The sequence below is a fragment of the Pigmentiphaga sp. CHJ604 genome (genome assembly GCF_036972535.1).
Lineage (GTDB): Bacteria > Pseudomonadota > Gammaproteobacteria > Burkholderiales > Burkholderiaceae_B > Pigmentiphaga > Pigmentiphaga daeguensis.
This window is the reverse complement of record NZ_CP136998.1, coordinates 2,218,917-2,236,608: the sequence shown is the minus strand read 5'-3', so window position 1 is coordinate 2,236,608 and position 17,692 is coordinate 2,218,917. Positions and strand designations below refer to the sequence as shown.

The window sequence follows — 17,692 nt, the reverse complement described above, 5'->3', positions numbered from 1 at the left end:
CGCGGCCTGCGGCCCTCCGCCACGCCGGTGGCGTAAGACATCATGGACACGCGTCGCGCCGTCGGCTCAACGCACCGTCTCGCCAAGTCCCCTCCCATATGACGCGAAGGTCCGCTGCAAGGTTTCGATACCCTGCGCGAGGTCCGGCTCATCGGCACTTAGCCACAGGCGAATCTCGCCCGAATACAGGAAAAAGAACACTTTTGCGACCTGCTCCGGACTTTCGGTGGTCCGGATCCTTCCCCGCCTGATCGCCTCCTTCGCCAAGTCCTCCAGACCGGCCATGATGCGCTGCCGGTTCGCCAAATACTGAGCAGCCTGCCTGCCCTCTGAAAAGAACACCAATTCACGCAGCAGGATCTTGGCGAGCGCGGCGCGGGAATGAAAGACCTGATAGAAATGTGCGAACACCGCCGCCGCCTGCGCGCTCAATGTCTTGCGCCGGTCGACCCGGGCAAACGCTTCATCGACCATCACGTCCAGCGCATCGTTGAAAATCAGGAACAGCAGATCCCGCTTGTCCACCGCATACATGAACAGGGTGCCGATTCCTACGTCCGCCCGCTCGGCAATCTCCCGAGTCGTCGTCGCATCGAAGCCTTGCTGTTCGAATAATTCTTGCGCCGCGCGTCGAATGCGGTCGAGCTTTTCGAGCTTGTTGCGCTCGCGCAGTCCCAGCTTGGGGCTCACGCCTGCAGTGTGCTTGTCCATAGGTTCTAAATAGCGGCCGCGCCCAGGATACCAGACCCTCTGCGCGGCTCTCCCGGGCCATCTTCCTTGATTAGGTGGAAATACCAATCTTCACAAAAACCGACTGTGCTCATAATTGTAGTCACTACAAATTTCTGTAGGGAAATGGAGATGGTGATGGAGAAAACCCTGGGTGACGTGTGCTATGCAGCAGTGCTACTGCCATTTACGGAAGACCTCAAGGTGGACGAGTCGGCGTACCGGAAATTCCTGCAGAATTTCCTGAAGAACGACCGCTTTCGCGCACGGGGTGGACTCTGCATCAATCCCGAGGCGGGCGAGATTTTCACGTTGACCCGCGAGGAAAAAAGACGCGTGCTCGAAATTGCGGTCGAAGAAAACAATGGCGCGGTACCCTTGATCGCGGGCACGTGGGCGCTGACAACTGCAGAAGTCGTCGAGACCGCCCGAGACGCCAAGGCGCTGGGCGTGGACGGCATTTTCGTCACCCCCCCTGGGGGAGCTCAAGACATCACCTCGTGCTGGGACGCGGACAAGTATCCCGAGGTCTGGGCCGATCAGATCAAGGCGCAGGACCGGGCGGTCGACCTGCCCATCATCACTCATCCTGTTTCCGGGTCGGCAGCCCCCTTCACGCCGGGCCTGCCGGTCGAGGCAACGCTGGCCATCTGTCGAGAAATACCGAATATCGTGGGCTGGAAAATGACCTATGGCTACGAGGGCTACCGCATCGTAGGCAAAGCCTTGCGAACGCTGCCCCGGCGCGTATCGGTCATGGCGGCCCTGGCTTCACGTTTCCATGAATACCGGGCGACGGATCTCTTCGACGGCACGCTCAGCGGTTTCTGGAATTACGGAATGGAAAACATGTTGGATCACCTGGACGCCTGGGACCAGCGGGATCTTGAACGCGCGTGCCGGATCTGGCAGGGAGGCCTCTCGCAACTTCACGAATACGTAGCCGACATGGGGCGGCTGCACGTGCGCTACAAGGTCGCGACGTGGCTGCGGGGGCTGATCCCCAATCCTTTCATGCGGCCACCGATGCCCGCACCTAAGAAAGCGGAGATAGAGACCATCTACAAGCTGCTGCAGGAAGCCGGCTTCTCGGTAATCGACAGGAAGGATGCCATGCGCCTGGCCTGATCGGACAAAACGAACGACAACACCAATAGGAGACAAGCATGAGACCCAAGTTTGCCCGGCTTGGCCTGTCCGCCGCGTTGGGGATTGCCGCTACGGCACTCACGGTTCACGCCGCCCCTCAGCCCTACCCGACCAAGCCTATCAACATCGTCACGCCGCTTCCCGCCGGGTCGACCGTAGACGTTTTGGCGAGAGCGTTCGCGCAACAGCTGAGCCAACGCCTCAAGACGCCCGTGGTGGTGGAGACCAAAGCGGGTGCGGGTCTCATGTTGGCCATGCAAAATGTAGCAAACGCGCCTGCCGACGGTTATACCCTGGCCTTCACGCCGGCGACGCCGCTGTCGATACAGACCCATCGTCACAAGAATGCCGGCTACACACTCGAATCGTTCGTACCGCTATGCCAGACGTTCGAGAACATTTTCTATCTCGCCGCGTCGCCTGGCTCGGACATTAAAGATATCCGGGCACTGGTCGACAGGCTGAAGAAGGATCCCGGCCGATTCAGCTACGGACATTCGGGCATAGGTTCAGCTCCGCACTTGATGACGGAGGAATTCCTGCGGGACCTCAACGTCCGAGCAACCGAAATTTCCTATCGTGGCGAGACGGCCTTGCTCCCGGATCTCACCTCGGGACAGATCGACGGAGGGCTCGTCACCACCTCAGTGCTGCTCCAGCACAACTACCGACCGCTCGTCGTGTTCAGTACGGCGCGGACCAAGGAGTTCCCCGACGTGCCGACGACCGCCGAATTGGGCTCCAAGGTCCACTCATCCACCTATGGCGGCATCTTTATACGCAAGGACGTGCCGCAAGACGTACTCGTCACGCTCGAAGGAGCATGCCGCGACATCGTCAGCAGCCCCTCCTATCAACAAATGGCGGACCAGTTGCAGCAGACTGCCACGTATCTGGATAGGCCGGCGTTCAGCCGGCGGGTGGCGGCCGATCATGCTTCAAAGGGGCGCCTGCTGGACGAGTTGAAGCTGAAAGACTAGCCGTGCCCGTCCAGACGTCCGCATCGACCAAGACGCATTCCGCGCACCGGTCAGAACCGGTGCGCGATCCCCATCGCGATCTGCCTGCGCCAGGCATCGCCCGCCGTCGCTCCCGCCGCGGAGAAAAGCCGAAACTCGGTCCGGTTGGCGTACACGTACAGCCAGGTCCGCCTGGACAGGTCGTAGACATAGGCCAGGCCGTAGTTCTCGATCTTCGAACCGGTCGTCCGCTGGTATCCCAGCAGCACCCTCCCCGCTCCCACCGGCACCTTCACGCCAACCTGATAGGCATGGTCGCGATCGTGCGTGGCCGCGAAATGGGTCGCCCCGTTGGCCCCCGGATCCACCGTCGGATCGTTCAGCCGGCCGTATCCGCCGTAGAGGGTGAACGCGCCGAAGTCATGGTTCACGCCCACCTGCAGGTTGCTGGGCTTGCCCCGCGCACCGGCGGTGCTGGCGGGCATGACGTACTGGTAGCTGACCGCCGCCTTGAAGCGGCCGCCGTCGTATCGCAGTCCCAGGTCCGCCATCCGGTTGTTGCGGCTGCCGCCGGCGATTTCGGCATCTGCCGTCTGCACGCTGTAGCCCAGGCCGGCCTGCATGCCCGCCCAGCGGGGCGAAAAATAGTAGACGGCGTTGTTGACCCGCGCGGTGGTGCCGAAATCGCCGGTGTTGTAGGCGGCGGTCGTGGTCACCGCGGCCTGCTGGAAACTGGGCCCGAACGGGCTCATCATGCCGGCGGTGAACAGCAGCCCGAGATTGGCCATCCGCCCAAGCTGGATCTCGCCGAGTTGCCGGTTCGACAGCCCCACATGGCTGGCCCGGCCGAACAGTCGCCCGAAAGCCTGCTGCCCGTTGTCGCCCGTGAAGCCGTTCTCCAGCACGAAGTTGGCCTTCCAGCCGTTGCCCAGGTCCTCGGTGCCGCGCAGCCCCCAGCGCGAGGCCACGCTGAGCGAGGGATTGATCGCATTGATCGTACCCTTGCCCTGAGTCTTGTCGGACAGGTAGCCATTATCGAAAATCCCGTACATCGTCACGCTGCCCTGGCCCAACGCGGCGGCGCAGGGGACGACGGCCAGCGCGACGCCGGCAAGAGACCGCATCGTGGTCATCGATTTCTCCAATAGAGGAATGGGCGGCGCGGGCAAGCTGCGCCGGAACGCGGCTATTGCGCCTGAAGTCCGGCGATCTCGACCAGGCGGCGGACCTTGGCTTTGTCGGCGGCGATGAAGGCGCGGTATTCCTCGGGCGAACCCTTGTAGAGCTGGGTGCCGTACTCGGCCAGCCGGGCCTTCAGCTCGGCCGAGGCGACGACCTTCTGCAAGGCGCGGCTCAAGGTTTCCTGGATGGCCGCCGGCGTGCCCGCCGCCACATACAGCGCGGTCCAGTTGCCCGCCTTCAGGTCAGGCACGCCCAGTTGCGCGGTCGTCGGCACGCCCGGTACGGAAGCCAGCGGCTGGTCGGACATGACGGCCAGCGCGCGCAGCTTGCCGGCGGCCACTTGCGGGCCGACCACCTGGCTGCTGTCCATCAGCACGTCGATCTGGCCGCCGGCGACGGCCGTGACCGATTCGCCGCTTCCCTTGTACGGGACCTTGACGATGTCCAGGCCATAGCTCGCCTTCAGCGTCTCCATGCCCAGGTGCAGGGTTCCCGCCGCGCCATAGTTCAACACCCCGGGCCGGGCTCGCGCATAGGCGACCAGTTCATCCAGGCTCCGCACCGGCAGGCTGGCCCGCACGACCAGCACCGAAGGCGTGTTCGTGGCCAGGCCCACCGGCGCGAGCTGCTTGTCCGGATCGTAGGGCAGGCTCTTGTACAGCAGGGGATCGACGATCTGCGTACCGACGGTACCCAGCAGCAGCGTGTAGCCGTCGGCCGGATAGCCCAGCATTTCCTTGACACCCAGGACGCCGCCGGCGCCCCCGCGATTCTCCACGACCACCGTCTGGCCCAGCGCCTCGCCCAGGTTCTTGCCGATCTGCCGGGCGGCGAAATCCGAATTGCCGCCCGCCCCGAAAGGCACGATCAGGCGCAAGGGCCGGTCCGGATATGCCTGGGCCAGCGATGCGCCGGCACAGGAGAACAATACGACCATCCACAACAATCTCGACAAGCGCACGGGAATCTCCTTGGCTGACCACGATCACGTGTCTCCTCCCCCGCCTCTAATCCGCCATGGCGCGCTCCGGGGCAGTGGGATTGATGCGGGCGTAATTGGCCTTCTTGAACTCGCCCCAGACGAAAGGCTTGTCCCGCGGCATGGAGGTATGGAAATCCTCGGGCGCCACATTGGACGGGTCGGGGTTGCGGATCTTGGGCGCGATCACTTCGTCGTAAGTGGGGAACATGAAGAATGGCACCGAATAGCGCTCCTTCCCATAGCGGTTGATGACCCGGTGCGGCGTGGACGAGAAGACCCCGTCGGTCCAGACCTTCATGACCTCGCCGATGTTCAGCACATAGGTGCCGGGAATCGGCGGCACGCCTATCCATTCCCCATCCCGGTTGCGGATCTCCAGGCCGCCGGTCGCGTCCTGGTAGACAAAGGTGAACGCGTCCGTGTCGGTATGGGCGCGGGTCCCCAGGTGGGCGCCGGATTCATCCACCTGCTGCGGCGGGTAGTGGATGATGCGCAGCGCGTTCATGTCCTTGCGAAAATGCTGGCGAATGGCGTCCCTGGGCAGGTCCAGGCCAAGCTCGAACAGCTCGATCATGCTTTCGCCGAACCGGCACATGCGGGCGTGATAGGCCAGCAGCACCTCCTTGAGCGCCGGCAGTTCACGGGGCCAGGGAATGGTTCCGGCCAGGCGCGCGCCGGTCAGCAGGTCCGGGTCGTCGGGATCGAGCGGCCGGCGGAACTGGAAGGCCTCCTGCTTGTTGGCGGTGATCACCCCGCCGCGCTCGGCGTTGCCCTCCCCCTTCGTCAGCATGGGCAGATAACCCTGGAAATGATGGTTCCTGGCCATCGACACCGCGTCCTTGGCCGCCTGCGGCAACGCGAAGAACGCCTTGGCGGCCTCGAAGACGCCGTCGATCTGCGCCTGCGGGATCGGATGGTTTTTCAGGTACAGAAAACCGACGGTGGCGCAGGCCTCGGCCAGTTCGTCGGCCAGGCGCTTCCGGGACTGGGGCGTCGCGAATCTTTCGGGCGACATGTCGATGACGGGCACTTCGGAAAAATCCAGCTTGCGGGTGGCGGGCAGCATGTTCGTCTCCACGGATGGCGCCCTGGTGGCGCCTGGTTCGATGTCCATGCGAAGAACTTTAAGTTCGTGGAGATATATTTAAAAATTAAAAAATAAGTTCATCCCATAGGTTATCTTCTATGAAACATCCGCCGAGGCCGCCACGATGTACAAGACCACGACGTTCCGCCAGCTCACCGCCATCGACGCCGTCGCGCGCCTGGGCGGCGTCTCGCGCGCAGCCCAGGCGCTGCACCTGACCCAGCCCACGGTATCGCTGCAATTGCGCCTGCTCGAGGAAGCCGCCGGCGCCGCGCTGGTCCAGCGCTCCGGGCGCGGCCTGCTGCTCACGCCCGCCGGCGAAGTCGTGGCCGGCTACGCCAGCCAGATCCTCGAGCTCTGGCGCCACGCCTCGGACGAAGTCGCCAGCCTGAAGGGCCAGTTGGCCGGCACGCTGCGCGTGGGGGCGCTGATCACCGCCGAGTACCTGTTGCCCCCGCTGCTCGTGGCCTTCAACACCGGCCGGCCCGGCGTGAAGGTCAAGCTCAGCGTGGGTAACCGCGAAGAAGTGGTACGCATGCTGACCCGCCATGAAATCGACATCGCCATCATGGGCAAGCCTCCGGGCGACGTGCGCACGGAATCGCGGGCTTTCGCCAAGCATCCGATGGCCTTCATCGCCTCGCCCCATCATCCGCTGATGGCCAGGCGGGACCTGGCACTGCGCGACCTCTCGGGCGAGAACATCCTCGTGCGCGAACATGGCTCGGGCGCCCACAACACGGCGGAGCGGCTGTTCAAGGAAGCCGGACTGCGGTTCTCGCCCGGATCGGAGCTGTCCAGCAACGAAGCCATCAAGCAGATGGTGGCGGCGGGCCTGGGCATAGGCTTCCTGTCCCTGCATGCCTGCGCCCTGGAATTCCAGGCGGGCCTGATCGGCCTCTTGCCGCTGCCCGGCAACCCGGTCGAACACGATTGGTACGTGCTGCACCTGTCCACCGCCCGCCTCCCGCCCGTTGCATCGGCCTTCCAGGACTTCCTGGCCGACCACGGCCAGGCGGAGATACGCCGGCAGCTGCGGGCCTTCGACGCGGTGGTGGACCGGCTGCGCGCGAAAGGAGCGCGCCGGCCCCGCGCAAATGCGCGCCCGGCCAAGTGATGGGATCACCAGGATGGTCTAAGCTAGAGGCTTTGCACCCGCACTGGCCGCGGCCCTCTTGCCGGCATGACACCACACGCAACGCCCCCGCTTCCTTTTTCCCCTGTTTCCACGCGGGCGCCCGCCCCGCGCCTGCCGGCATGACCCGGCCCGGCATCCGCCTCGTCGTCGGCGCCTGGGACGACCTGAGACACGACGCCTCGTCCATCCGCCAGGCCGTCTTCGTCCACGAGCAATCGGTCCCGCTGAAACTCGAATACGATGCTGCCGACGCGATCTCGCTGCATGCGGTCGCCTACGACGCCGACGGCACGCCCCTGGGCACGGGCCGGCTGCTGCCGGACGGACACATCGGCCGCATGGCCGTCCACCGCCACGGACGCGGGCTGGGCGTGGGCGGCTCCATCCTGGATGCCCTGATCGACGAGGCCCGGCGGCGCGGGCACGGCCGCCTGCTGCTGCACGCGCAGACGCGGGCCCAGGCGTTCTACGAAACGCGCGGCTTCCAGGCCGAAGGAGACGAATTCCTGGAGGCCGGCATCGTGCACGTGCTGATGAGCCTGCGCCTGGACGATCGCGCGCCGGACCTGCCGGCCGAACCGCCGGCGGGAGCGGCTTGAAGGCCGGCGCGAGGTCAGGCCTGGCGGCCCGCGAAGTCCTCGGGGCCAAGGCGCGTGACCGATCCGTGCGGCCCGCCCGGCACTCCCGCGGCGACGTCGTGGATCTCGGCCTGTCCCGCCAGGTAGGCGGTCAGCAGATGATCGACGCGGTCGTCTGGCGCCCCGAAGCAGGTGCGCAGGACCTATGCATCGACCTCGTAGACCTGGGGCCCGCGAGTCTCGTGGAAAAGCGTGAAACGCACGCCGTCCCGGGTGGCCAGCGGCGTCGTTCCCGCAGCGAGTCGATGTGGCATGGCGCGTCTCCGTTCATCCGCCCTGGGCGTATCCGATCCTTCCAGCATGTTTTATACGCCAGCGCATCGTCCGACACCAAGTCATGAGCTCAGCACCCCACCCAGCCTTGTCCCGCGCCGTCACGCCCGCCATGGCCCTCCTGGGCATCCTGCTGGTGGCGGCGACGCTGCGCGCGCCGCTGACCGGCGTCGGCCCCCTGCTCGGCCATATCCGCGCCTCCACCGGCCTGGACGCGGGCAGCGCGGGGCTGCTCAATACGCTGCCGCTGCTGGCGTTCGGCCTGTTCTCCGTGGTCGCGCCCGCCGTGGGCCGCCAGCTGGGGCTCGAGCGCGCGCTGTTCGCCGCCATGGTCGCACTGTGCGTCGGCATCGCCGTGCGCTCGATGCCCGGCATCGCGCCTCTGTTCATCGGTACGGCGATAGGCGGCATCGCCATCGCCGTCGGCAACGTGATGCTGCCGGCGCTGGTCAAGCGCGAGTTCCCGCAACGCATCGGCCCGCTCACCGGCCTGTACTCGGTCGTGATGACCCTCGTATCCGGCACCGCGGCGGGCGTGGCGGTACCGCTGGCGGACAACCTGCCCGGCGGCTGGCGTACGTCCCTGGCCTGCGTGCTGGTCATCACGATTCCCGCGGCCCTGGTCTGGCTGGCGCGTTCGCGCAACCATGCCGCGGCGCCCGCCGCGGCCAGCGCCCACACCCCGAAAACCGCGAATGTCTGGCGTTCGTGGCTGGCGTGGCAGGTCACCCTGTTCACGGGCATCCAGGCCTTCAATTTCTACATACTCGTGGCCTGGCTGCCCTCGATGCTGCACGAGACCGGCATGAGTCCCGGCCAGGCCGGATGGATGGTGTCGCTGATGCAGTTGGCCGCCCTGCTGGGCAATATCGCGACATCCTGGGTGTCGGGCCGGGTCCGCGACCAGAAAGTCCTCGGGCTGGCCATCTCGCTGCTGTGCGTGGCGGGCTTCGCGGGTATGGCGCTGCTGCCGGCCTGGACCATCGTCTGGATATGCGTGGCCGGCGCGGGTCTGGGCAGCAGCCTGATGCTGTCGCTCGCCTATATCAGCCTGCGTGCCGCCTCCACGCAGCAGGCGGCCTCGCTGTCGGGCATGGCGCAAAGCCTGGGCTACCTGATAGGCGCGACCGGTCCGGTCGTGTGCGGCGTGCTGCGCGATTGGACCGGCAGCTGGCTGCCGGCGCTGGGCCTGATGGTGGCGATGGCCGGCGCGCAGGCATGGGTGGCCTACGGCGCGGGCCGCGCGCGGACCGTCTAGGTATCCGCCGGCAACCGGCGGGCCGCAGCGATCACCGACAACAGCCTGTCGATATCCACCGGCTTGGTCAGGTAGTCATCGAAACCGTGCGCGATGGCCTCTTCCTGCCCGAAGGCCGCGCTGCGGCCGGTCACCGCGATCAGCGTGACGGGCTTCAGGTGCGAGATGTCCCGGATCATGGTGGCCACCTCCAATCCGTTCGGCGGCGGCATGTCGATGTCCAGGACCATGACGTCTGGCCGCCAGTCCAGTGCCACCTCCATCGCCGCCGAACCGCCGTCGGCGTACCTGACTTCATGAAACCGGCCGCAGGCTTCGGCCAGCGCTTCGGCGGCGCTGACGTAGTTGTCCACGACCAGCACCCGGCAAGGCATAATCTGTCCCACTCCGTCCTCCTGACGTACTTGCGGACGGGCGCGCCGGCCTCTTACTCGGCCGCGCTGCCAGCCGGCGGATAATTGCCGGGCTCCTCGTTCTCCAACAGCAGGCACGGCAAATTGGCCTCGCCCTCCTGGATCGGCGTGGCCGGAGCCGCGCCGAAGAACCGGTGCAGCGACGCATAGGCCAGTTTGGCCGCCACGTCTTGCAAGAGCTTTTCCGAGGTCAGGAACCCCTCGGCCCGCAGATCGTCCACTTCCAGCCGATAGCCCAGCACGCCGTCCCGCTCGGACACGGCGCCCAGGCGAACCGCCTTGCCGGCGCCGTCCCGCGCATACAAGCCGTCTCCTGCCGCGTAGAGCCGATAGGCATGATGCGGGGCCGAACCGTCGTGGGGAGCGGTAGTCATGCGGTATCTCCTGTCCGGATGCCTCGCTCAGCAAGCCGCATACCCGGCGCGGCCCCGGGGCAAGCCGCCGCGCCGGCGCTAGCCAGTCCCGCCGAAAGCGTCTATAACGCAGGGAGCATAGCGCATCGTGTCCAGGCGGTCCGCGGAACCGCAACCATCCCCATTCATGAAAAACATTCTTCAATACATGCGCCAGCTCAGGCAGCGCCGCCTTGCCGTATTCGAACTGTCGCTGAACGACGCGGCGGACGGCGATCCCTACGACGGCGAACTGCGCCAGCTGCCGCTGAACTACCACGCCACCGAGGTGGACGCCCGAGCGCTGCGGCGCCGGCTGTCCGAACTCGAGTACGACGACGAGGTCTGACAGACTCCGCCCCTCGTTCCGCGCGCCTTCGCGTTTGAATACAATTGATGCATTCCCCGCGATGCGGGCCACGCCCCAGGGGCCTCAAACGGAACAGAACATCATGAACAAGAACCCCGCCGCCCTGCTCTGCGTGCTGGCGCTGACCGCGTGTGCCTCCAGCCCCACTTCCTGGTACCGCGAGACCTCCTCGGCCGACCAGGCCGAGCGCGACCGCATCCAGTGCGAACGCCAGGCTCGCATCAATTCGCCGGGCTCGAGCACCCCCTCGTACCGCGGCATCAATGCCGGCGGCGGATCCGGCGTGAGCGACGGCTTGGCCAACGCCGAACGCCAGTCGGGCATGGCCAACGACTGCATGCGCGCCAAGGGCTACACCCTGCGCTGACGGCCCACCGGCCGGGCTACGCCGGCCGCCTCGAAATATGGCATGATGCGCGCACGCCCCGCCAGGGGAACTGGAATCTTGCCCGGAGGTACGCCATGCTGTCTCTTCTCGGAAGTCTTCTGGTAGGCTTGGTCGTCGGCCTGCTTGCACGTGCGATCAAGCCAGGCGACGACAGCATGGGGTGGATCATGACCATCGTGCTCGGCATCGCCGGTTCGCTCATCGCCGGATATGCCGGCCGCGCGATGGGCTGGTACCAGCCGGGCGAGCCGGCCGGATGGATCGCCTCGGTGGTCGGCGCCATCGTGCTGCTGCTGATCTACGGCATGATCAGGAAAAAGTCCGCCTGAGTTCCGCGCCGGCATCGCCGGCGCCCTCCCTTCCGCCCCCGCCCCCACGTAACAAAACGTATCCGCATGTGACGAATGCGGCTATGCTTGCGCCTCCATGAAAGACATTCTCAAGAATGGGGGCATACATGCATATCCACGGCCGCTCGGCATGGCGATACGGCGCCGCCGTCCTATTGACCGGTCTGGCTTCCTGCGGCGGCGGAGGTGATGCCCCCGCGCCGGACGACCCGCTGGCCGCCTACAAATCCCAGGCGGTGGCATGGGCCCCCTGCGATCCGAACGTCCTGGGTCCGAACAGCGCCCTCATCCAGCAACTGGGAGACAAAGTGTCGTGCGCGACCATACGCGCGCCGCTGGACTACGCCAGGACGGACCGGGGCGACATCCGCCTCGCGTTGCTGAAGGTCGCCACCGCCGAGCCCAAGGTCCGCAAGGGCTCCATCGTCTTCAATCCCGGCGGCCCCGGCGGCGACGGACTCGAGATCGCGGCCAACTTCGGCGCGCTGTTCTCCCAGCCTCCCAGCGACTCGCCCACGCGTGCGGCGCTGCAGGACCTGGCGCGGCACTATGACATGGTGGGTTTCTCGCCGCGCGGCACCGGTGCCGGCACCACCATCACCTGCACGGCCAACGAACCCTCGCGCAAGGTGAACTTCCCGTCCGACGACCGCAGCCCGGCCAACATCGAGGCCATGCTGTACAACCTGCGGCTGGCGACCAAGGCCTGCAAGAACAACCCCCTGACGCCCTATATCAACACCGAACAGACGGCCTGGGACCTGGACCTGATCCGCCATCTGATCGGCGACGCCAAGCTCAACTACATCGGCTATTCGTACGGAACCTGGCTGGGCGCCTGGTATGCCGCCCGCTTCCCCGGACAGGCCGGCCACCTGGTGCTGGACAGCGCCGTCGACTTCACCGCCGGCTTCGACGAAGCCATGATCGGCCAGTCCATCGGCAAGCAGCGCGTGCTGGACGAGGTCATGAGCCCCTATTTCGCCCGCCATCCGGACCTCTACCGGCTGGGCGCGGACGAAAGCCGGATCCGCGCGCTGTTCGGCACGCTGCCCTCGCCCCTGAAGGCGGCCGTGGGCGCGACGCTGGCGTTCAACAGCAGCCGCGGCCTGGTGTCGTCGGGTTTCGTCATGCTGGCGGCGGGCATCGCCAGGGACCGGTTGGCCACCGATCCCGACATCAGCGAGGCCGACCTTCGCATCGCGGTGGACACCGCGATCCGCGACCGGGCTCCGTTCGACGTCGAAGCAGCCCTGCGCGCGGCGACACGCCTGCTCGACCAGTTCGCCGCGATCCGCTTCCCCGAGCCGCGGTCCCTGCTGATGCCGCCCGAAGAGGCCACCTACGTCGCCGTCGTCTGCAACGACGTGGCGAGCCGGACCGATCCCCAGTACTGGATCAGCCTGGGCAACGAGATGGCGATCAGCCATCCGGTGACCGGCGGCTCGATGACCGAGGCGCCCTGCCTGTACTGGGGCGGTCCGACCACCGCCAAGCCCGCCGTGCAGGACACCGCCAAGGCGGGGCCGCTGATGGTCGTGCAAAGCCAGTTCGACGCGCTGACCCTGACCGAGAACGCGCTGCGCTTCGTCGATGCCCTGCCCACGGCCCGGCTGCTGTATGTGAAGGGGGAGTACTCGCATGGCGTGTTCCCCTACATGAGCCCGTGCGTGGACCACCGGGTGACGGCCTTCTTCCTTGACGACGCGCTTCCGGCCCGCCGCACCGACTGCGACCAGGTGCCGTTCTACGGCGACGTGGCGGCCCTGGGCAGCCTGAAGCGGATGGCGGCGCCCGACCAGGCGCGCACCGATGCCTTGCTGGATCGGATCCAGGAGATCCTGGCCGGCGCGGGCAAGCAGGGGCTTTGATCCGAAAGCATGCATCGTTCCTAAAAAGGAACGATGCATGCCATTTTTGCCTACTAAAAGTCTTTTGGCATCGTGGATATGCTCTTTCCCACGGCACAAGCAATCCGCTGCCCGCCGACCACCAAGGAGAGCGCATCATGAGCACCCCCGCCAATTTCCAGGGCCAACGTCCCGTCATCGACCCCGCAGACGCCGTCATGCTGCTGATCGATCACCAAAGCGGCCTGTTCCAGACCGTGGGCGACATGCCCATGCCCGAGCTGCGCACCCGCGCCGCGGCGCTGGCCAAAATGGCCACCCTGAGCAAGCTGCCCGTCATCACCACCGCCTCGGTGCCCCAGGGTCCCAACGGCCCGCTCATCCCGGAAATCCACGCCAACGCACCGCATGCCCAATATGTGGCGCGCAAGGGCGAAATCAACGCCTGGGACAACCCGGACTTCGTAGCCGCCGTCAAGGCCACCGGACGCAAGACCCTCATCATCGCCGGCACCATCACCAGCGTGTGCATGGCCTTCCCCGCCATCAGCGCGGTCGCCGACGGCTACAAGGTGTTCGCGGTGGTCGACGCCTCCGGCACCTACAGCAAGATGGCGCAGGAGATCACGCTGGCGCGCGTGGTGCAGGCGGGCGTGGTGCCCATGGACACTGCGGCGGTAGCCTCCGAGCTGCAAAAGACCTGGCATCGCGACGACGCCCTGCAGTGGGCCGAGGTCTACACCAAGATCTTCCCCGCCTACCAGTTGCTGATCGAAAGCTACACGAAGGCTCAGGAGGTGGTGAAGAATAACGAGACGCTGGACTCGCAGCGCGCGTAATCGCCGCCCCTGGCGGCCTTCTCAGGCCGCCAGGAAATCCAGCACCATGCGGTTGAACTTCTGCGCGTGCTCCCACTGGGCCCAATGGCCGCAGCGGCTGAACACGTGCAGCTCGGCGTCCTGCAGGCCGGCCAGCAGGCGCAGTCCGGTGTCCATCGGCACGAAGCGGTCGTCCCGGCCCCAGATGATGAGGGTCCGGGCCGCGACCTCGCCCAGCCGCGCGCCCACGTCGGGGAACTGCCGGGGATGGGCCTGGCTGCTCTTGACGAAGTTCTCCAGGTGATCGCGGCGCGACAACATGTTGTCCAGCCGAGCCTGGAACAATTCCTCGGTCAGGCTGGCGGCGTCATAGACGAACACGTTCATCATCCGCTTCAGGTTCTCGATGGTCGGATCGCGGTACAGCGCGCCGATCAGCTTGATGCCTTCGGTGGGCATGGGAACGACGGGGCTGACCCCGCCCGTCCCGCCGCCCATCAGGACCAGCCGGCCCACGCGCGCCGGATGCGCCAGGGCAAAGGCGACGGCGCTGTGGGCGCCCATGGAGTTGCCGACCAGGTGCGCCCGCTCCAGTCCGATCGCATCCATCAGGCCGGCCAGCGCGCGCGCGTTCAGGTCCGAGCGCGAACCGGCGCAGACGATGGCGTCGCTCTTGCTCCAGCCCGGGAAGTCCAGCAGGATGACCCGGTAGCCGGCATCGGCGAACGGCTGGACGTTACGGTGGAAATTGGCCCAGCCGCTGGCGCCAGGGCCCGAGCCGTGCAGCATGATCACGGCCTCGCCGCCCACGCCCGTGTCGTTGTAGTGCAGGCGCAGCGGCTGGCCGTTCTCGGTGATTTGCACGTAGCGGCTGGTGGCGGCTTCGGTCAGCGGGGAGATCGTTTGCGTCATGGTCATTTCTCGTTCGTAGGCAATGCAGTGAAAGGTCCCGTCCGCGTGCGCGGCGGGCATGGGTTAGTTCATCAAGCCCTGCTGCGTCATCAGCATCAGGCCGAAACCGGCGATGTATTCGGGAATGGCCCGGTAGTACCGGAAGACCGGCGCCCCGATGCGCCCGGTCAGCGCCGCGCGCGCAATCAGCCACGTCTTCGATTCGTGCGCCGATGCGCCCGCCTCGCGAGCGATGGCGTCCTCCGGCCACGCGCACAATTCGTCCAGGGCGGCTGCCGGACCTGCCAGCGCATCCATCCAGCGGCGGTCCCAGTCCGGCGCCAGCGGCTTGACCGTCCCGGCGCCCGCGGCCAAGGCCTGTCCCGCGGCCATCACGCGCCGGGTCTTGGCCTCGCGCTCGCCGGGCGTGGCCGCGCGCGGCACGGTGATCCGTTCGCGCACCTCGGGGTCGGGATGATCCAGCGTCGGGACCGGCGGCTCGTGCGACAGTCCGCCCGAGCCGATCAGCAGCGCGCGCCGCGGCACGCCGTCCAGGAAATCGCCGATGGCCCGGCCCAGATCCCGGCACCGAAACAGGCGCGGAATGCCGGGCGGCGCGACGGCATTGACGAACACCGGCACCACGGGCGGCGTATCCAGCCCTCCCCAAAGCAATTGCAGCGGCTGGGCAAAACCGTGGTCCACCTCCATGCGCCGCGAGACGGCCGCGTCGAACCCCCGGTCCATCAGGGCATCGGCCATCTCCAGCGCCAGCGAAGCATCAACCTGCAAGCGGCCCTCGGGAGACAGGTAGTCGCCCACCGCCCGGGCCTGCGTGCCTATGCAGAATGGCGGCATCAACCGGTTGAAGAAGCCGTTGTAGTGGTCGGGCGCTATCAGCACGACCAGGTCCGGCGCATAGGCCAGGACCTGATCGCGCACTCGCGCGATGGCCGCCTGCAACTCGGCCCCGGCCTGTGCCGGCACGGGATTCAGCCCCATCAACGGGGAATGCGACATGCCCAGGAAGGCCCGCTCGCCCATGGCATCCGTCCTCGTCACCGCGCGCGGTCCAGCAGCTTCGCCAGGGCCGTCTCGAGAACGACACCCGCTCCCGCCGCGTCCAGCCCTTCGCCGCTGTGCCGGCGCCACGCCACGATACCGTCCGGGCGCACCAGCAGCGCCCCGGACTCCTCGATCTCGCGCAGCGCGTGCCACGTGCAGTAGGAATCGAGCGCGCCCGGCTCGCCGATCACGACGGTCCTCAGGAAAGGCAGGTCCATCGCGGCGGCCGCCTCTTTCCACGCCTGCCCCGCCAGGCCGGTAAGCAGGGTGAACTTGCCCCGGCCCACGACATCCAGCGTCGACACCCTGCGTCCGTCGCTCCCCACCAGCCAGGCATGGGGCAGCTTGGCGCCGGGGCGCGTGCTGGCCTGCGCATGCAGTTGCGGGTCGCGCCTCCAGGTTTCCTCGCCCGCGTCCGGTTCGGCAATGATCGCCGCCGACGCATAGCGCTGGTTCAGCTCCACGCCCTGCGCGTTGAACTCGTAGTTCTTGAGCCTGAGCGCCTCGGCCAGGGCCGCGCGCCGCGCCACGCCTTCGGCATCGGGCGCGGCCAGCCGCGCCAGGCCAGCCGCGACCGGATCCTCGGCGCCGGCTTCCCGGAAGCACTCGTTCAGCGGACCGTAGTCCAGCCTGGACTGGTTCGCCCGGGCAACGATCTGCGCCCCCACCGGCGCGCGTTCCAGCGAATAGGAATCCAGCAGGCCCGTCCCGGCGTGGCCGCGCAGCACGAATGCGAGTTTCCAGGCGAGATTGAAGGCGTCCTGCATGCAGGTGTTGGATCCCAGTCCACTGGAGGGCGGATGGCGATGCACCGCATCCCCGCCGCAGAAGACCCTTCCCTTCGAATAGACCGGCGCGTGCGCCTGATTCACGTACCAGACAGAGGCATTGTCGATCTCGATCTCCAGGTCCGGGTCGCCCACCAGGATACGGACCTTCTTCAGGATTTCCCCGGGAGAGAAATCGGGCTCCCCCTTCTCCATGTCGAAGCCCCAGCCCGCTATCCATTGGTCCCATGGTTCGATCGCGCGCAGCAGGCCCAGGCCGATCTCGCCGAACGCCGCATTGGAGGTCGCGATCCAATACAGGATGCTGGGCCGGTGGGCCGCATACCGGGACAGGTCCGCCCGGAACAGCACGTAGGCGGTGGCCGCCCGCGCCAGTTGTCCCCGCAGCTCCAGCCCCGCGTCGTCCATGACCTTGGAGCGCGCGCCGTCCGCACCTACCAGGTACCGCGAGCGAACGGCATATTCCCGGCCCGACGGCACATCCCGCAGGCTGACCGTCACGCCGTCCGCGTCCTGCTCGTGGCCCAGGTACTCGGTATTGAACGAAAAGACCGCGCCGCGCGCGGCGGCATGCGTGACCAGCATGGGCTCCATCTTGTTCTGCGGCAGGTCCAGCATCGGGCAAGGACTGGCCTGCAGATAGTCGCCGATGCGTTCGTCGCCGGTTCCCCAGGTGCGCAGCCGTGCGATCTCGGGTCCGGCCAGGCTGGTGGTGAACAAGGTGTCGCCCATCCATTCCCAGGGCGTGGCCCGGCGGCGCGCTTCATCCTCCAGGCCCAGGTCGCGCAAGACTTCCATCGCGCGCTGGTTGGTGATGTGCGCGCGGGGCGTGTTCGCGGTCCAGTTGTATCGGTTCACCACCTGGACACGCACGCCGTAGGTCGCCAGCGCCAGCGCCGTGGTGGCGCCCATGGGACCGGAGCCGACCACCAGCACGTCGGTCTGAAATGCATCCTTCTTCACTGTCGTTTC

At 66.7% G+C, this 17,692-nt stretch carries 19 protein-coding genes; 10 read left to right on the top strand and 9 right to left on the bottom strand.

The window, feature by feature from the left end:
- Positions 1 to 66 precede the first annotated feature (66 nt).
- On the bottom strand, positions 67 to 690 hold the full coding sequence (locus R4823_RS10780; protein ID WP_176400766.1) for a TetR/AcrR family transcriptional regulator: 624 nt from the start codon (positions 688 to 690) through the stop codon (positions 67 to 69).
- Between the two features lie 177 nt (positions 691 to 867).
- Between R4823_RS10780 and R4823_RS10775 the strand changes: the two genes are divergently transcribed.
- Positions 868 to 1,857 carry a dihydrodipicolinate synthase family protein gene (locus R4823_RS10775; protein WP_279819264.1) on the top strand — a complete coding sequence of 330 codons (990 nt, stop codon included), beginning with the start codon at positions 868 to 870 and terminating at the stop codon, positions 1,855 to 1,857.
- 38 nt (positions 1,858 to 1,895) lie between these two features.
- A complete protein-coding gene (locus tag R4823_RS10770; RefSeq protein ID WP_087839398.1) occupies positions 1,896 to 2,858 on the top strand; it encodes a tripartite tricarboxylate transporter substrate binding protein in 963 nt (320 codons plus the stop codon).
- A gap of 50 nt (positions 2,859 to 2,908) precedes the next feature.
- Here R4823_RS10770 and R4823_RS10765 read toward each other — a convergent pair whose 3' ends face one another.
- From R4823_RS10765 to R4823_RS10755, 3 genes are read right to left on the bottom strand one after another with little or no spacing between them, the layout of a single operon-like run.
- The gene (locus R4823_RS10765; RefSeq protein ID WP_279819268.1) at positions 2,909 to 3,970 is read right to left on the bottom strand and encodes a porin; all 1,062 of its coding nucleotides are present in this window, start codon (positions 3,968 to 3,970) and stop codon (positions 2,909 to 2,911) included.
- A gap of 53 nt (positions 3,971 to 4,023) precedes the next feature.
- Positions 4,024 to 4,980: a tripartite tricarboxylate transporter substrate binding protein gene (locus tag R4823_RS10760; protein WP_338618604.1), complete on the bottom strand. Its 957-nt coding sequence runs from the start codon at positions 4,978 to 4,980 to the stop codon at positions 4,024 to 4,026.
- A gap of 46 nt (positions 4,981 to 5,026) precedes the next feature.
- Positions 5,027 to 6,067: a 2-oxoglutarate and iron-dependent oxygenase domain-containing protein gene (locus tag R4823_RS10755; protein WP_338618603.1), complete on the bottom strand. Its 1,041-nt coding sequence runs from the start codon at positions 6,065 to 6,067 to the stop codon at positions 5,027 to 5,029.
- A 145-nt stretch (positions 6,068 to 6,212) separates the two neighbouring features.
- On the opposite strand from R4823_RS10755, the gene R4823_RS10750 reads away from it, so the two are divergent.
- The 3 genes from R4823_RS10750 (at position 6,213) to R4823_RS10740 (ending at position 9,395) form a co-directional block, all read left to right on the top strand.
- A complete protein-coding gene (locus R4823_RS10750) occupies positions 6,213 to 7,205 on the top strand; it encodes a LysR family transcriptional regulator (RefSeq protein WP_087839394.1) in 993 nt (330 codons plus the stop codon).
- 140 nt (positions 7,206 to 7,345) lie between these two features.
- On the top strand, positions 7,346 to 7,825 hold the full coding sequence (locus R4823_RS10745) for a GNAT family N-acetyltransferase (RefSeq protein WP_087839393.1): 480 nt from the start codon (positions 7,346 to 7,348) through the stop codon (positions 7,823 to 7,825).
- A 376-nt stretch (positions 7,826 to 8,201) separates the two neighbouring features.
- The gene (locus R4823_RS10740) at positions 8,202 to 9,395 is read left to right on the top strand and encodes an MFS transporter (RefSeq protein ID WP_087839391.1); all 1,194 of its coding nucleotides are present in this window, start codon (positions 8,202 to 8,204) and stop codon (positions 9,393 to 9,395) included.
- On the opposite strand, the gene R4823_RS10735 is transcribed toward R4823_RS10740, so the two are convergent.
- Positions 9,392 to 9,781, bottom strand: coding sequence for a response regulator (locus R4823_RS10735; RefSeq protein WP_132979995.1), 390 nt, complete (start codon positions 9,779 to 9,781; stop codon positions 9,392 to 9,394). The two genes, R4823_RS10740 and R4823_RS10735, sit on opposite strands and share 4 nt — an antisense overlap.
- Positions 9,782 to 9,822: 41 nt before the next feature.
- Positions 9,823 to 10,182 carry a hypothetical protein gene (locus R4823_RS10730; RefSeq protein WP_132979994.1) on the bottom strand — a complete coding sequence of 120 codons (360 nt, stop codon included), beginning with the start codon at positions 10,180 to 10,182 and terminating at the stop codon, positions 9,823 to 9,825.
- 166 nt (positions 10,183 to 10,348) lie between these two features.
- Between R4823_RS10730 and R4823_RS10725 the strand changes: the two genes are divergently transcribed.
- From R4823_RS10725 to R4823_RS10705, 5 genes are all read left to right on the top strand, one after another.
- Positions 10,349 to 10,549, top strand: coding sequence for a hypothetical protein (locus R4823_RS10725; RefSeq protein WP_132979993.1), 201 nt, complete (start codon positions 10,349 to 10,351; stop codon positions 10,547 to 10,549).
- A gap of 103 nt (positions 10,550 to 10,652) precedes the next feature.
- Positions 10,653 to 10,937: a hypothetical protein gene (locus R4823_RS10720; RefSeq protein WP_132979992.1), complete on the top strand. Its 285-nt coding sequence runs from the start codon at positions 10,653 to 10,655 to the stop codon at positions 10,935 to 10,937.
- A 95-nt stretch (positions 10,938 to 11,032) separates the two neighbouring features.
- The gene (locus R4823_RS10715) at positions 11,033 to 11,287 is read left to right on the top strand and encodes a GlsB/YeaQ/YmgE family stress response membrane protein (protein ID WP_087839386.1); all 255 of its coding nucleotides are present in this window, start codon (positions 11,033 to 11,035) and stop codon (positions 11,285 to 11,287) included.
- A gap of 128 nt (positions 11,288 to 11,415) precedes the next feature.
- Positions 11,416 to 13,179: an alpha/beta hydrolase gene (locus R4823_RS10710; protein WP_165963204.1), complete on the top strand. Its 1,764-nt coding sequence runs from the start codon at positions 11,416 to 11,418 to the stop codon at positions 13,177 to 13,179.
- Between the two features lie 137 nt (positions 13,180 to 13,316).
- On the top strand, positions 13,317 to 13,997 hold the full coding sequence (locus R4823_RS10705; protein ID WP_087839384.1) for a hydrolase: 681 nt from the start codon (positions 13,317 to 13,319) through the stop codon (positions 13,995 to 13,997).
- A gap of 21 nt (positions 13,998 to 14,018) precedes the next feature.
- On the opposite strand, the gene R4823_RS10700 is transcribed toward R4823_RS10705, so the two are convergent.
- From R4823_RS10700 to R4823_RS10690, 3 genes are all read right to left on the bottom strand, one after another.
- Positions 14,019 to 14,888: an alpha/beta fold hydrolase gene (locus R4823_RS10700; RefSeq protein ID WP_176400765.1), complete on the bottom strand. Its 870-nt coding sequence runs from the start codon at positions 14,886 to 14,888 to the stop codon at positions 14,019 to 14,021.
- Positions 14,889 to 14,951: 63 nt separating this feature from the next.
- The gene (locus R4823_RS10695; RefSeq protein WP_243724557.1) at positions 14,952 to 15,929 is read right to left on the bottom strand and encodes a 3-carboxyethylcatechol 2,3-dioxygenase; all 978 of its coding nucleotides are present in this window, start codon (positions 15,927 to 15,929) and stop codon (positions 14,952 to 14,954) included.
- Positions 15,926 to 17,683 carry an FAD-dependent monooxygenase gene (locus tag R4823_RS10690; protein WP_279819294.1) on the bottom strand — a complete coding sequence of 586 codons (1,758 nt, stop codon included), beginning with the start codon at positions 17,681 to 17,683 and terminating at the stop codon, positions 15,926 to 15,928. Before R4823_RS10690 ends, R4823_RS10695 begins: the two co-directional genes overlap by 4 nt.
- Positions 17,684 to 17,692 lie beyond the last annotated feature (9 nt).